Raw genomic sequence first — 14,382 nt, 5'->3', positions numbered from 1 at the left:
CGCGAGCGACAGCAGGAGCGGGCGGCGGCCCGACGTCGCCTCCGCGGGGGTCACCTCGGCCACGTACCCGTCGGTGGCGAGGGCCGAGACGACGGTCGTCGAGCCGGTCGCGATCCGGGCCGCGCGCAGGACCGCCTGGAGCGTGGGGCCGGTCTCGGTGTGCGTCTGCTGGCCGCTGCCCGAGGCGTAGGTCACGACCCGGGTCGTCGTGGGCAGCGCCGCGAGCCGGCGCGCGCTGAGCACGACCTGATGGTGCCCTGCGCGGACCACGACGGCGCCCGCCGGCTGGCTGGCCGGTGCCTGAGGCTCGGAGACGGCGACCGTCACGGAGGTCACGTCCCGGACGGTCCGGGCGTAGCCGCGGTCCCCCGGGAAGACGAGGTCGATGTCGGGGTGTCGGCTGGTCCCGCGGGTGACGAGAAGGGCGGGGTGGTCACCGAACCGGCTGCTCAGCTCGCCGAATGCCACGGCCAGGCGGTCGCGCCGCCCGGCTACCGTCACGCTGACCCGCAGCTCGGCATTCTTGACGTCCGGGGTCTCGGGGCCTGCCGCGGTCACCAGTCCGTCGAGGAGCACCCCGGTGAGGTCGGGAGCGTGGCGGCGTCCACGGAGGTCCGGCAGCGTGGTCTGCGGCTGGCTCGCGAGGTCGGCTGCGCTGTAGAAGGTCGCAGTGGTGACCTGTCCTCTGATCGCGACCCCGGCGGTGCGCGGGTGCGCGGATGCCGGCTGCGCCGAGACGAGCCCCATGCCGGTGAGGGCGATGAGCGCGGTGACCAGGGCCGGGAGGAGGCCCCGACGGGGTGTCCGGCGGCCCGTGGGAGGTCTGCGCCCGGCCGATGATGTCGATGATGTCGAAGGTGCGGAGGTCCGTGATCTCGCCATGCGTCACACCATAGAGGAGCAGATACGGCGGGAATATGTGTGGTGCTCCGCAGATGCGGAGCTGGCTGTGGCTGCGGATCGGCTGTCGGCGGGTCACCGTAGGGTGCTCGCCATGACAGACGAAGGGGAGGGCGACGACGTCCGCGCGTTCATGGGGAGCTTCTCGGGGCTCGTGCGCCGGATGCTCCAGGAGCTGGACGAGGGTCGCGAGGGCGAGGGCCTTGCCGGCGTGCTGTCCGCCCACCTGGGCGCCGCGGCCGACGAGCTCGCCGTCGTCACCGAGGCGGTCCCGGGCCATCGCGTCGTCGACGCCGACCTCGCCCTCGCCGAGCTGACGGCGGCCGACCCGGCCGCCCGGGTCATCGGCATCGGTGGCGGTGACGCCCGCCACCACATGACCCTCGCCGACCTGCTCCACGCAGGGTGGGGGCGGCATACCGGGATGCCGGTCGGACAGGTCGACTACCTCCGGATGGACACCGGCCCCGGACCGGCGGACTCCCGCGACGTCGTCACCTCGGGGATCTGGCTCTTCCGGTATGCGGGGCACCCCGTCGCCGTGCGCGTGTGGGGCGTCAACCCCCAGTTCGGGAGGGAGGACGCCTCGCTCGAGATCCTCGCCGAGGACCCCGGGACCTCCCGCGCACTCGTGGACCGCCTTGGCGCGCTCATGGACGAGCGGAGCATCATCCGCGGCCAGGTCGTGACCTTCGCCCCCGACCCGTTCGGTCGCGGCCTCGGCGGGATGACCTTCGTCGCCCGGCCGACGCTCGCGGCCGAGGACGTCATCCTCCCCGACGGGCGGCTGGAGCGGATCGAGGCCCACGTCCTCGGAATCGGCCGGCACGCCGCGGCCCTCCGCCGTGGCGGTCAGCACCTCAAGCGCGGGGTCCTGCTCTACGGTCCACCGGGCACCGGCAAGACCCACACCGTGCGCTACCTCGTGAGCCGTTGTCCGGGGACGACCGTGGTGCTCCTGGCCGGCGGCGCACTGGCCCATGTCCACAGCGCCGCCAAGGTGGCGCGGGCCCACCAGCCGGCGCTCGTCGTCCTCGAGGACTGCGACCTGGTCGCCGAGGACCGCGACATGTCGATGGGTCCGTCACCCCTGCTCTTCGAGGTCATGGACGCGCTCGACGGGCTGGACCCGGATGCCGACATCGCCTTCCTCCTCACGACCAATCGGGTCGAGGCGCTCGAGGGCGCGCTCGCGCAGCGCCCCGGCAGGGTCGACCTCGCCGCCGAGATCCCGCTTCCCGACGGCTCGGGCCGGCTGGCGCTCCTGCGCCTGTATGCCGGTGGCCACTTCTCCGAGAGCGCCCTGCGGGAGGCCGCGGAACGGGCCGAGGGGACGACCGCGTCCTTCGCGAAGGAGCTCGTCCGGCGTGCGGTGCTTCGGGCGACGCTCGCGAGCACGCCGGTCGGCGACGAGGACCTGAGCGCCGCGCTCGACGAGCTGCTCGACGACGCGGAGACGATGACCCGCAGCCTGCTCGGGGTCGTCGGTCCGGACGCACCGGGGCCGGCCGGACCGCATCCCGTCGGTGTCCGTGCGCGACCGGGGCTCGCGCCGCGCGGCGTCGTGGGGAGGGGGTGGACGATGTACGGTCCCGGCGCACCCTGAGCGACGAGGACGAACGACCGGCCGCGGCCCGGATCGGCACACTCCGTCGGCCGGACCTACGGGTCGATAAGGACGCCAGGGTTGAGCACGCCGGCCGGATCCAGGACATCCTTCGCCGCTCGGAGCGCGGCGGCGAACGGATCGGGACGCTGACGGTCGTACCAGGGACGATGGTCGCGGCCCACCGCGTGGTGGTGCGTGATCGTGCCGCCGTTCGTCGCGATCGCCTCGGACACCGCCTGCTTGATCTCGTCCCACTGCGCCACGGTGCTGCCCCACCGGCCCGGGGCGAAGACGCCGTAGTAGGGCGCCGGCCCGTCCGGGTAGACGTGCGTGAACCTGCAGGTCACGACACCCGTGCCGCAGACACGGTCGACCGCCTCCTGGGCGGCGGCGGTCACGGCCGCGTGGAAGGTCTCGAACCGGTCCCACGTGCAGGCCGTCTCGAACGTCTCGACGATGACGCCGCGGCGCGCGAGCGCGTCCCGCCGGTACGGCATCCGGATGAAGGACGACCGCCACGTCGCCGACGAGTCGCGATCGTCGTCCGCGCCGCGGCGGCGCTCGGACAGGACGGAGCCGCCGTGGTCGGCCGCGATCTCCACCGCGCGCTCGAGCCACGCGTCGACGGGATGGTCGGCCGACTCGAACGCCACGATGAGCAGGCTATCCGCGAGGGATGCTCCGGCGTTGATGCGCGACTCGGCAGGGTCGAGGAGCCGGCAGTTGGCGGGATGGAGACCGGACTGGGCGATCGTCCGCGTCGCGGCGACGGCGGCGCCGAAGTCGTCGAACCCGATCGACGCCGTCACCCCGAAGCGGGGGCGGTCCTGCAGCCGCATCCACGCCTCGGTGATGACGCCGAGCGTGCCCTCGGAGCCGAGGAAGAGCCGATCCGGCGAAGGCCCCGCCCCGGAGCCGGGCAGCCGTCGTGACGTGCTGGTCCCCGCCGGGGTGACGACCCGGATCGACTCGGTGAGGTCGTCGATGTGGGTGTAGAGCGTCGCGAAGTGTCCGCCGGCCCGAGTGGCGAGCCAGCCGCCGAGCGTGGAGAACTCGAACGACTGGGGGAAGTGCCGCAGGGTGAGCCCTGCCGGACGGAGCCGGCGCTCCAGGTGCGGGCCGAGGGCGCCGGCCTGGATGCGGGCTGCCCGGCTCACCCGGTCCACCTCGAGCACCTCGTCGAGCCGTTCGAGGTCGAGGATCGCGGCCGGGCCGTCGACACGCGGCTCGACACCGCCCACGACGGAGCTGCCGCCGCCGTACGGCACGACGGCGATGTTCGCGGACCCGCAGAAGTCGAGGATGTCGACGACGTCCTGCTCGGTGGCCGGCCGGGCGACGAGGTCGGCGACGTGGGTCACGTCGCCGTGCAGGTTGCGCACCACGTCGCGGAACGCCTTGCCGCGGCTGTGCGACAGCCGGTCCGTCACATCGCTGGAGAACAGGGCGGCGAGGGAGTCCGGCACGCGTATGCGAGGGGCCGGCACCGGGAGGTCCTCGGGTGCGGGCGGCGGGTGGTCGGTGAAGTCGTGACCGGGCAGCATGAGCCGGGTCCGCTCGACGAGGGTCGAGACCTCGTCGGGGGAGAGCGCCGCCTCCTGCGTGCCCCACCCCCACCACGAGCGGGTTCCGCCGGTCCGCCTGCCCTCCGCCATGTCGGCTCTCCGTTCCGTCGGGTCCGCGGTGGATGTCGTCCGCGAGCGAGCCTAGGACAGGCGCCCCGACCGGCTCCGGCTGCACTGCCCGTGCCGCGGCGCCACGTCCGCCCGGCACCACCCATGCGGCTGAACGGGAATCAAACGCCGAGTTCCACAAATAAACAATCTGTCGAAGGGAAGCGTCCGGGCGAAAGAATGGGTGGCTCCGGACGGCCGATTCATGGGCCCATCCGGCCGGTATGCCGTCGCTGCGGACGGCTCTTGCGGGCGGCGTGCGCGGTTCTCGATAGGCGAAAGGGCTCTCGCGGGAAAGGGTGAGGCGCAGTGTTCCTCCGGCCGGGGTCGCATACGGCCGGATGTTCTCTCCCGCCAGGGTGACGCGCCCCCTGCGTCGGCTGCCCCATGCCCCTCTTGTGCTCGGTCGCGTTCTACCGATACCGTCCCCGCCAAGCCTGCGACTTGGTTTATCCAGAATTGTCGGCGGAGCGCCCCTGGCGGGTTCTCACGACCGCCCCAAGGAGATCCGATGAATGCTCCCGCGACCGAACTGAAGAAGGGCCTCAGCCAGCGACATCTCACGATGATCGCGATGGGCGGAGTCATCGGTGCCGGGCTCTTCGTCGGCTCGGGGGTCGTCATCGGGGAGACGGGCCCGCCGGCGTTCATCAGCTACGCGCTCGCCGGGTTCCTCGTCATCATGGTGATGCGGATGCTCGGCGAGATGGCGGTCGCGAACCCCTCGACGGGCTCGTTCGCCGACTACGCCCGCAACGCGTTGGGCGGCTGGGCGGGCTTCTCGGTGGCCTGGCTGTACTGGTACTTCTGGGTCATCGTCATCGGGTTCGAGGCGGTCGCGGGTGCCAAGGTCGTCCAGTTCTGGCTGCCCGGTGCGCCCCTGTGGCTCATGTCGCTCATCCTCATGTCGCTCATGACGGCGACGAACCTGTTCTCGGTGTCGTCCTTCGGCGAGTTCGAGTTCTGGTTCGCCGGGATCAAGGTCGCGGCGATCGTCCTCTTCCTCGTCCTCGGGGTGCTGTTCATCTTCGGCCTGTGGCCGCACCACTCGATGGACCTCAGCAACCTGACGGCGCACGGCGGGTTCTTCCCGAAGGGCGTGTCGGCCGTCTTCGCGGCCATCCTCGTCGTCATCTTCTCGATGACCGGCGCCGAGGTGGCGACCATCGCGGCGGCGGAGTCGGAGGACCCCGGTCGCGCGATCCGCAAGGCGACGAACTCGGTCATCGGCCGGATCGCGGTCTTCTACGTCGGCTCGGTGTTCCTCGTCGTGACCATCGTCCCGTGGAACTCCGACAGCGTGGCGGCGTCACCCTACGTGGCGGCCTTCGAGGCCATGAAGATCCCCGGAGCGGACCAGATCATGAATGCCGTCGTCCTGACGGCCGTGCTCTCCTGCCTGAACTCCGGGCTCTACACCTCCTCGCGGATGCTCTTCGTCCTCGCGGCGCGGCGCGAGGCGCCGATGGCGCTCATGCGGGTCAACAAGGCAGGAGTCCCGATGGGCGCGATCCTCGCCTCGTCGGTCGTCGGCTTCCTCTGCGTCATCGCGGCAGCGATCTCGCCGGACAAGGTGTTCATCTTCCTGCTCAACTCCTCCGGCGCGATCATCATGTTCGTCTACCTGCTCATCTGCATCTCGCAGATCGTGCTGCGACGCCGGACCTCGCCGGAGAAGCTCATCGTCAAGATGTGGCTCTTCCCGGCGCTGTCGCTCATCGTCGCGGCCGGCATCATCGGGATCCTCGTCCAGATGGGGGCCGACAAGTCCTCACGCTCCCAGCTCATCCAGAGCCTCGGCGCCTTCGCCGTCGTCGTCATCCTCTACTTCGTGACTCAGCGGATCCGGGAGCGCGTGCCGGTCGACGTCCCCGTCGTCGAGGCGACCGCACCGGTCTCCCGTGTGCTCGTGCTGGCCAACCAGACCGTGGAGGGCGACGAGCTCTTCGCCGAGCTGCGCTCCATCGAAGGGACGGGCCACGCGACGTACTACGTCTGCGTGCCGGCCAACCCCATCGACACCGGGACGGCGATGTACCGGGGCGCGGTGTACATGTGGGACGAGACGACCAAGGCCGCGCAGGCCCGCCTCGACCGGACCCTGGCGCTCCTCCATGCCGAGGGCCTGGAGGCCACCGGTGCGCTCGGGAACTACAAGCCGTTGCAGGCGCTCGCGGATGCCGTCGAGGAGTTCCACCCCGACCTGCTCGTCATCTGCACGCTGCCGGAGCAGCAGTCCGCCTGGCTCCGCTTCGACATCGTCGACCGGGTGCGCGAGGCATACCGGCTGCCGGTGCGGCACGTCGTCGTCGAGTCCGATCTCGTCGCGGCCGGTGAGGCTCCGTGACCCTGCTCGTCGGGCTCGCTCCGGGCCGGAAGGGTCACGCGGCGCTGCATCTCGGCGCGATGCTCGCCCGCGCCTCGCAGGAGAACGTCCTGCTCGCCACCGTCGTGGCCGAGCCGTGGCCCCCGAACATCGCCGGGGGTGACCTCGAGTACCTCGCATACCAGGACGACATCGCTCGCCAGTCCCTCGCCGAGGCCAAGGACGCACTCGAGGCGGACGGACTCACCGTCGAGTCGCTGTCGCGACGAGCACCCTCCGTGGCCTCGGGGCTGCTGAGCATCGTCGCCGAGCGCCATGTCGACATGGTGGCGCTCGGCTCGTCCTCCTCGAGCATCCTCGGACGAGTGATGCTCGGCGGGGTCGCCGAGCGTGTCCTCCACGGGTCGTCGCTGCCGGTCGCCGTCGCACCGCGCGGCTACTTCGCGCCCGCCGCACGGGTCACGAGGGTCAGCGTCGCCGTGGGACGCGCCGACCAGGACGGCGGACTCGTCGGGCGGGCCGCCGTCATCGCCGATGCCCTGTTCTCCGCCTTGCGGCTCGTCTGCTTCGCCGTCCGCCCCGGCGCGGCTGCCGTCACGGTGCAGCCCGACGTGGAGGACCGGGTCGCCGACGAGTGGCGCCACCAGCTCGAGTCGGACCTCGCCGACTCCTTGGGCGGCCGGGGCTCCGAGCCGGCGGACGCGGGCGCTCCGGCGGTGGCCCGCCGGGTCAGGGTCAAGCTCGGTGTCGGGCCGACCTGGAGCGAGGCCCTGCAGGACATCCCCTGGAGCGACGCGGACGTCCTCGTCGTCGGCACGAGCAGCGGTCCGCTGAGTCGCTTCTTCCTCGGCTCGCACGCCGTCAAGATCATCCGCAACTCACCCGTGCCCGTCATCCTCCTCCCTCGCCACGACGACCGCGACGCGCCGGCCGTCAAGCGCTCCACCTGAGCCCACGCGTTCCCGGGTTGAACGCACCCGTCCCCCGGGGGCTCGACCCACCCGCTTCCTCCGGCGTGTTCGTCCTCACCCTGCCATCCCTCCTCGGTCGCCGGGTCACGACGTCTCGCGCGTGCTCGCACTCCTCTCGGATGTGGCTCACCTCTTCCCGCACGTGCCTGCCGTCTTCTCGCACGTGCCTGCCGTCTTCCCGCACGTGCCTGCCGTCGTCTCGCACGTGCCTGCCTTCTTCTCGCACGTGCCGGCCCTCGTCTCGCACGTGCTGAGTTGATGTCGTCACCGGGCTGGTCTGGCGACATCAACTCGGCACGTGCGGGGTTGTCGTGGTCGGGCGAGGACTCCGACCACGGAAACCTCACACCTGCCGCAGTCACCCTCGGCACGTGCGGGGTTGTCGTGGTCGGGCGAGGACTCCGACCACGGAAACCTCACACCTGCCGCAGCCACCCTCGGCACGTGCGGGGTTGTCGTGGTCGACTCCGCGATGGGGCGGCTCGGGAATGCTTGTGGGGAAGCTGGCCAGAGTCCTGGCTCGGGGCCAGCTTCCCCACAACGCATCGAGCCGTCGTCCGGTGCGCTCGCGGGACGGGCGTGGTCGATGACCTGACCCGAGCCGCCGCCCGCGGCGCCGCTGGAACTGAGTCGGCCGTCCGATGTCGTGAAGCTCCCTCGGGCAGACGCCATCCGTGGCGACGACATCAGCTCGGCACCTGCGGCATACCCTCCCGCACGTGCCGAGTAGATGTCGTCACCGGGCTGGTCTGGCGACATCAGCTCGGCACGTGCGGGGTTGTCGTGGCCGGGTGACGACTCCGACCACGGAAAGCCCGCACCTGCCGAGGAGGGGAGTGAGGGAGAGGAGGCAGAGGTGGGTGCGGGGAAGGAGGGAGAGGGCGAGGAGGGACGAGGAGCAGGTTGGAGTGAGAATAAATAATACGATATTGTTGCGGGTGAGTGCTCGATGGAGCTCTGCCCCGACCCCGCGAAGGACCGCCCGTGGACCGTCTCGTCGACAAGAACCTCACGGCGACCGTCTTCGCCCCCGACGCCCAGGAGCGGACGCTGCCCGCCCGGGCCCGAACCGTCGTCATCGGCGCGGGGATCGTCGGGACGAGTGCGGCGTACCACCTCGCGGAGGGCGGGGACACCGACGTCCTCCTTCTCGACCGCAACGTCGTCGGCAGCGGGACGACGTGGCACGCCGCCGGACTGGCGTCCTCCCTCCGGAGCACGCCCGCTATGACCGAGCTCGCGGCATACGGCATCGCGACCTACCGGCGGCTGCAGGCCGACACCGGCATCGACGTGTCCTTCACCCAGTGCGGCTCTCTGCTGCTGGCTCGCACCGAGGGCCGTCTCGACGAGCTGCGCCACACGGCCGCCGTCTCCCGGCAGATGGGCATTCCCGTCGCGCTCGTATCGCCGCAGGAGGTCGTCGACCGTTGGCCGCTCGCGACGGCGGAGGGGCTCGTCGGCGCACTGTGGCAACCCGACGACGGCCACGTCAACCCCGGCCACGTCGCCGTCGCCTTCGCCAAGCTCGCCCACGAGCGGGGCGTGACGATCCGCGAGAACGTCCGGGTCACCGGGATCCGGCGGCGCGCCGGCGTCGTGACCGGCGTGACGACCGACCTCGGGGACGTCGAATGCGATCGGGTCCTGCTCGCCGCCGGTCTGTGGACGCGCGACCTCGCCGCCCTCGCGGGGGCCGGCGTTCCCCTGTATGCCGCGGAGCACGTCCACGTGCGCACCGCCCCCGTCGCGGACGCCGACCCCGGCCTGCCGGTGCTCCGCGACCTCGACGGCTACCTCTACGTGCGCCCCGAGTCGGGGTGCCTGCTCGTCGGCGCCTTCGAGCCGGACGGCATCCCCCGGGCCGTCGGCGACATCGACGCCGGCGGGTTCGCCGAGTTCCCGCCCGCCTGGGACCATTTCGCGCCCGTGCGGGCCCTCGCGGAGCAGCGGGTCCCGGTCCTTCGACGCACCGCGTACGAGCGGTTCCTCAACGCGCCGGAGTCCTTCACGCCCGACGCGAGCTTCTGCCTCGGGGAGACCGCCGAGGTGGCGGGCCTCTACGTCGCGGCCGGGTTCAACTCCCAGGGGATCATCTTCGGTCCGGGTGCCGGGCGGGCGGTCGCGGAGTGGATGAGCACGGGCAGCCCGACCTTCGACGCCGCGTCCGTCGACGTGCAGCGGTTCGCGAGGCAGCAGAGCAACCGGCGCTACCTCCACGCCCGGACCAGGGAGGGTCTGGGCCGCCTGTATGCCATGCACTGGCCCCACCTGCAGCCGGTCACCGCCCGTGGCGTCCGCCGCTCGCCGCTGCACGACCGGCTCGCGGCGGCAGGCGCCTGCTTCGGGGAGACCACCGGCTGGGAGCGTGCCAACTGGTTCGCGGCGACGGGGACCGAGCCCCGGTACGAGTACGCCTACGGGCGGCAGAACTGGTTCGACGCCGCTGCCGAGGAGCACCGCGCCGCCCGCGAGTCGGTCGCCCTCTTCGACCTCAGCTCGTTCGCGAAGGTCGAGGTGGCCGGCCCCGATGCGCTGGAGGTCCTCCAGGAGGCCTGCACCGCCGACGTCGACCTGCCGGTGGGACGGGTCCGCTACACCCTCATGCTCAACGAGGGCGGCGGCATCGAGCTCGACGGCACGGTCGTCCGGCTGGGGGAGCAGCGGTTCTGGGTCATCACCCCGGCCTTCGCCCAGCACAAGACCTTCGGGCGCCTCGACCGACTGGCCCGCGGCCGGGCCGCGGCAGTCGTCGACGTGACCGCGGGGTACGCGACGATCGGCGTCATGGGCCCGCGCAGCCGCGAGCTGATGTCCCGCGTCTCACCGGAGGACTGGTCCGACGAGGCCCAGAGGTACACGTGGGCACGCGAGGTGGAGATCGCCGACACGTATGCGCACTGCGTGCGGGTCAGCTTCGTCGGCGAGCTCGGCTACGAGATCTACCCCTCGGCCGACCAGGCGGTCAACGTCTACGACGCCCTCGTGACCGCCGGAGCGGAGCTCGGCCTCCGCCACGCCGGCTACCACGCGCTCGACTCGCTGCGCTGCGAGAAGGGCTACCGCCATCTCGGCCACGACATCGGACCCCACGACGACCCGTATGCCGCCGGGCTGGGTTTCACGGTCTCGATGAGGAAGCCCCACCGGTTCGTCGGCCGCGAGGCCCTCGAGCAGCGGCGGGGGGCGCCCCGCGACCGTCGCACCGTCCACGTCGCCCTCCGGGACCCCGAGGGACTCCTCCTCCACGACGAGAGCATCCTCCACGAGGGTCGCGTCGTGGGGCGGGTCACGAGCGGCAGCTACGGGCACACGATCGGCCGTGCCTGCGGGGTGGGGTATGTCGAGGCCGACCTCCCCGACGACGCTCACGTCACCGTCGACTGCGCCGGAACCGAGTACGCCGCCGACGTGTCGAGCACGCCGTTCTACGATCCCGCGGGCAGCCGGCTGACCGGCTGATCCACGGCTAGGATCGGGCGCGGCGACGACGGAGGGAAGTGAGACGTGGCGGTGGCGCGGCGGTCGGCCGGCCTGACGGGCGACGATCTCGCCGAGGAGCGCCGGGCCGCCATCATGGCGGCCGCCGAGGAGCTCGTCGCCGTCCATGGGTTCGACGCCCTGCGCCTGCGCGACGTCTCGAGGCGGGCAGGTGTGTCGATCGGGCTCATCCAGTACTACTTCACGACCCGGGACGAGCTGCTCCTGGAGACGATGCGCCAGGCCAGCCGCCACCGAGCGGAGCAGTGGACCCGACTGGGCAACGGCCCGCTCGGAGCCGGGGAGAGGCTCGCGGCCCTGCTCGACGGCTCGATCAGCGACCGGCACCGGTGCGTCGTGTGGCTGGAGACGTGCGCGGCATCGACGCGCCACCCCGAGCTGCGACCCGACGTGGAGCACACCCAGAACGCCTGGCGGGCCGCGATGCGCGCCGTCGTCGACGACGGGGTCGCGGCCGGGGAGTTCGTCCCGACGATCCCCGTCGAGGACGTCGTCGTGCTCATCGTCGGCCTCATCGACGGACTCATGCTCGCGACGGCGACCGAAGCCGGTGACGATGTCGTCCAGGGCCACCGGATCCGGCTGCTCCACGAGGCCGCCCGGCGGCTCCTGCCACCCCCGACCCGCCGCCGTCGCGCGGGCGGCGGGCCCCGCGGCGGACGCTGAGGTGCTGATCATGAGCCGACTCGACCACCGTGCGCCGACACCCTGACCGCATCGCTCCACCTGCCGGACGACCTGCCTGGAGTCTGTTCGACGGCCTGGATCGCTGCTAGATTCGCACGGCATGGAGCGGCCGTCCGCGCTCGAAACGGCACTGCTGAAGTTCGTCGACGGCAGCGGGCCGGAGATGGTCTCGGTGGCGGTCAAGTTCACCTGCCCCGTCGCCGATCTGGAGGCGGCCGGCTTCAAGGCCTGGACCGTCATCCCGTCTCCCGACGAGCGGCCGTCGATCGCCGCAGGCCCGGTCCCGGCGGTGCGGCTCGCCGAGCTGGCCGCGGTGCCGGGGGTTCTCTACGTCGAGGGCAGCCGGCAGCAGCATCGGGAGCTCAACCACAGCGTGCCGGAGATCCAGGCGGACGTCCTCCACGGCCGCAACCCGGCCCAGAAGGGCGCCGGCGTCGTCATCGGCATCATCGACTCAGGCATCGACATCGACCACAAGAGCTTCCGCAACGACGACGGGACGACCCGGATCCGGGGGATCTGGGACCAGACGATCAACGTCCGGGTCGGCACCGAGGCACCGCCGGCGCAGTTCCCCGGTCCACCGGCGATCGGGGTCGAGTACACCGAGGCCGACATCAACGCGACCCTGCAGAACAGGGAGAACGGCACGCCGTTCCCGCCCCCGACCGCGGCGAACCCCAACCCGCCCAAGCAGGTTCGCACGGTGGACCGTGACGGCCACGGCACGCACGTCGCCGGCATCGCGGCGGGCGACGGATCGCAGAGCGGGAACTGCCGGGGATCCGGGGTGTTCGTCGGGGTCGCGCCGGCCGCGGACATCCTCGTCGTCAAGCGCAACGACGACAACCCCGAGATCGGTCAGTCCACCAACCTGCTCAACGCGCTGAGCTGGATCTGGCAGCATCCGGCGGTGGCCGGCAACCCGACCGCTCAGCCGCCGGCGCCGCCCCGCCCCGTCGTGGTGAACATGAGCTTCGGCGACAACCGCGGCCCGCACGACGGCACGTCGCTCGTCGAGAGCGGGCTGTCCCTGTTCCTGCTCACCAACTCCGGCCACGCCGCGGTGAAGTCGGCCGGCAACGAGCGCGACACGGCGCGCCACGCGCAGCTCGGGGTGTCGCCGAACGGCGAGCGCGACCTCACCTTCGCGGTGCGGCCCGACGAGACGGCCGACCGGCATCTCGAGCTGTGGTTCTCCCGCGACGACCGCCTCACCGCGACGCTGCGCGGACCCGTTCCACCCGGCGGGGGAGCCCGCCCGGTCATCGGAACGGTGGGGCCCAACACCCCGGCGACCCCCTTCGTCGTCAACCCGACGGCCCCCGCACCGCGGCAGACGACGGCGACGATGACGTCGCGGGTCGACGACCCCCGCAATGGGGCGTGCTGCATCGAGCTGGACCTCTCCACCCCGCCTGCGGCGGCCGCGGGTGCGAAGCCGGCCCCGCTCCTCGACGGCGAGTACGAGATCCACCTGGAGAACGGCCTGGCGCACTTCGCGATCGTCGACGGCTACATCGACAAGGGCGAGCCCGGCCTCGTCTTCACCTCCAGCGTGGAGCCCGAGGGGACCCTCACCGTCCCCGGCACGGCCGAGCACATCATCACGGTCGGCGCTTACGCGCAGAAGTCCTTCCTCTTCTTCGAGTGGTCCGGCGGACTGAAGGACTTCTCCAGCTTCGGGCCCACGCGGGACGGACGGCCGAAGCCGGACATCGCCGCGCCGGGTGCCAAGGTCACCTCGGTGAAGACCAAGGTCGGCACGCACTGCTGCTGCGACTGCTGCGTCGACTTCTACACCGACGAGACACCCAAGGGCGGTGGCTACGAGGGCACCTCGATGGCCGCTCCCCACGTGACGGGCACCGTCGCCCTCATGCTGGAGAAGAGCCCCACGCTCAACGCCCTGGACATCAAGAGGATCCTGCAGGACACCGCTCGCGAGCCCACCGTCGACCATGGTGTCCTGCCCGACAGCAGCTGGGGGGCGGGGCGGGTCAGCGCGGTCGGCGCCGTTGACGGCGTGCCCGGCCCGACGCCCCTCGTCGGCCCGACGCCGCTCGTCGGCCCGACACCGGTCCCGGGACCGGGCGGTCCGGTGCCGGTGGCCGGGCCTACCGCGCGCCTTCGTCCCTCGACCGGGGTGGACGCGGAGCCGCCCGGGCGGTGGCTGCTGCAGACCCCCCTCGGGCAGCACTGGGCCGCCCTCGTGAGCCGGCACTTCTCCGAGGTGCGCGGGCTCATCAACAGCAACCCGCGGGTGGCCACGTTCTGGCACCGGATGGAGGGGCCACGGCTCCTGCAGACCCTCGGAGCCGGCTTCTCCGGCGCGGGCGTCCTGACGGTCCTCGACCCGCCCCGACCGCCGGCCGCCTGGCGAGCGGAGGTCGCGCGATTCCTCGACATGCTCGAGCGCTTCGGCTCCGACCAGCTGGCCGCCGACACGAGGGCACACCGCGACCTGCTCCTGTCGCTGCGGGCCGACGACATCGTCGCCCTCCTCACCCCGGCGAGCGCGGCCTGAGATGGCCGGCACCCTCGACACCCTCGCGCACCAGATCGGTCTCGCGCTCCAACAGCTGGAGGCCGAGCTCGCCGACGAGGGGCTCTTCACGTTCGCGGGCACCCTCGGCGTGCGGCTGCCGGACGCCGTGAGCCGTGCGCCGGCCGTGTTGACCGCCGCGGACCGGCTGGCCGCCGCCGCGGGGCGGC

10 protein-coding genes are annotated in these 14,382 nt (G+C 72.0%); 8 read left to right on the top strand and 2 right to left on the bottom strand.

Features of this window, described 5'->3' with window-relative positions; translation table 11 throughout:
- Positions 1–882 (bottom strand): hypothetical protein (locus tag BN12_RS25280; RefSeq protein ID WP_200901227.1); only part of this gene is annotated, 882 nt, incomplete at its 3' end.
- A 112-nt stretch (positions 883–994) separates the two neighbouring features.
- Between BN12_RS25280 and BN12_RS15315 the strand changes: the two genes are divergently transcribed.
- Positions 995–2,506 carry an AAA family ATPase gene (locus BN12_RS15315; RefSeq protein ID WP_157635521.1) on the top strand — a complete coding sequence of 504 codons (1,512 nt, stop codon included), beginning with the start codon at positions 995–997 and terminating at the stop codon, positions 2,504–2,506.
- A gap of 56 nt (positions 2,507–2,562) precedes the next feature.
- Here BN12_RS15315 and BN12_RS15310 read toward each other — a convergent pair whose 3' ends face one another.
- Positions 2,563–4,164, bottom strand: coding sequence for an FAD-binding oxidoreductase (locus tag BN12_RS15310; RefSeq protein WP_048553805.1), 1,602 nt, complete (start codon positions 4,162–4,164; stop codon positions 2,563–2,565).
- A 529-nt stretch (positions 4,165–4,693) separates the two neighbouring features.
- Here BN12_RS15310 and BN12_RS15305 point away from each other — a divergent pair.
- The 7 genes from BN12_RS15305 to BN12_RS25275 form a co-directional block, all read left to right on the top strand.
- Positions 4,694–6,529: an amino acid permease gene (locus tag BN12_RS15305; protein WP_048553804.1), complete on the top strand. Its 1,836-nt coding sequence runs from the start codon at positions 4,694–4,696 to the stop codon at positions 6,527–6,529.
- Entirely contained in the window at positions 6,526–7,458 is a 933-nt protein-coding gene (locus BN12_RS15300; RefSeq protein WP_048553803.1) for a universal stress protein, read from the top strand. The genes BN12_RS15305 and BN12_RS15300 overlap by 4 nt, the downstream gene beginning before the upstream one ends.
- Positions 7,459–7,579: 121 nt before the next feature.
- Positions 7,580–7,738 carry a hypothetical protein gene (locus BN12_RS24595; RefSeq protein WP_157635520.1) on the top strand — a complete coding sequence of 53 codons (159 nt, stop codon included), beginning with the start codon at positions 7,580–7,582 and terminating at the stop codon, positions 7,736–7,738.
- Between the two features lie 725 nt (positions 7,739–8,463).
- Positions 8,464–10,941, top strand: coding sequence for a GcvT family protein (locus BN12_RS15295; protein WP_048553802.1), 2,478 nt, complete (start codon positions 8,464–8,466; stop codon positions 10,939–10,941).
- Between the two features lie 45 nt (positions 10,942–10,986).
- The gene (locus BN12_RS15290; protein WP_157635519.1) at positions 10,987–11,646 is read left to right on the top strand and encodes a TetR/AcrR family transcriptional regulator; all 660 of its coding nucleotides are present in this window, start codon (positions 10,987–10,989) and stop codon (positions 11,644–11,646) included.
- 121 nt (positions 11,647–11,767) lie between these two features.
- Positions 11,768–14,194 (top strand): S8 family serine peptidase, encoded by a 2,427-nt coding sequence (locus BN12_RS15285; RefSeq protein WP_048553798.1) that lies wholly within the window; start codon positions 11,768–11,770, stop codon positions 14,192–14,194.
- Position 14,195: 1 nt separating this feature from the next.
- Positions 14,196–14,382: hypothetical protein (locus tag BN12_RS25275; RefSeq protein WP_048553796.1), on the top strand; the 187-nt coding region annotated here is incomplete at its 3' end.

It is taken from the genome of Nostocoides japonicum T1-X7 (assembly GCF_001046855.1).
Classification (GTDB): Bacteria; Actinomycetota; Actinomycetes; order Actinomycetales; family Dermatophilaceae; genus Nostocoides; species Nostocoides japonicum.
The sequence above is the reverse complement of the archived record's forward strand: the minus strand, read 5'-3'. Positions and strand labels throughout refer to the sequence as shown.

Excerpts from the sequence above, each read along its gene's own strand:
- BN12_RS15285 (WP_048553798.1), top strand. The coding sequence starts at position 11,768 with ATGGAGCGGCCGTCCGCGCTCGAAACGGCACTGCTGAAGTTCGTCGAC.
- BN12_RS15310 (WP_048553805.1), bottom strand. The coding sequence starts at position 4,164 with ATGGCGGAGGGCAGGCGGACCGGCGGAACCCGCTCGTGGTGGGGGTGG.
- BN12_RS15315 (WP_157635521.1), top strand. The coding sequence starts at position 995 with ATGACAGACGAAGGGGAGGGCGACGACGTCCGCGCGTTCATGGGGAGC.
- BN12_RS15305 (WP_048553804.1), top strand. The coding sequence starts at position 4,694 with ATGAATGCTCCCGCGACCGAACTGAAGAAGGGCCTCAGCCAGCGACAT.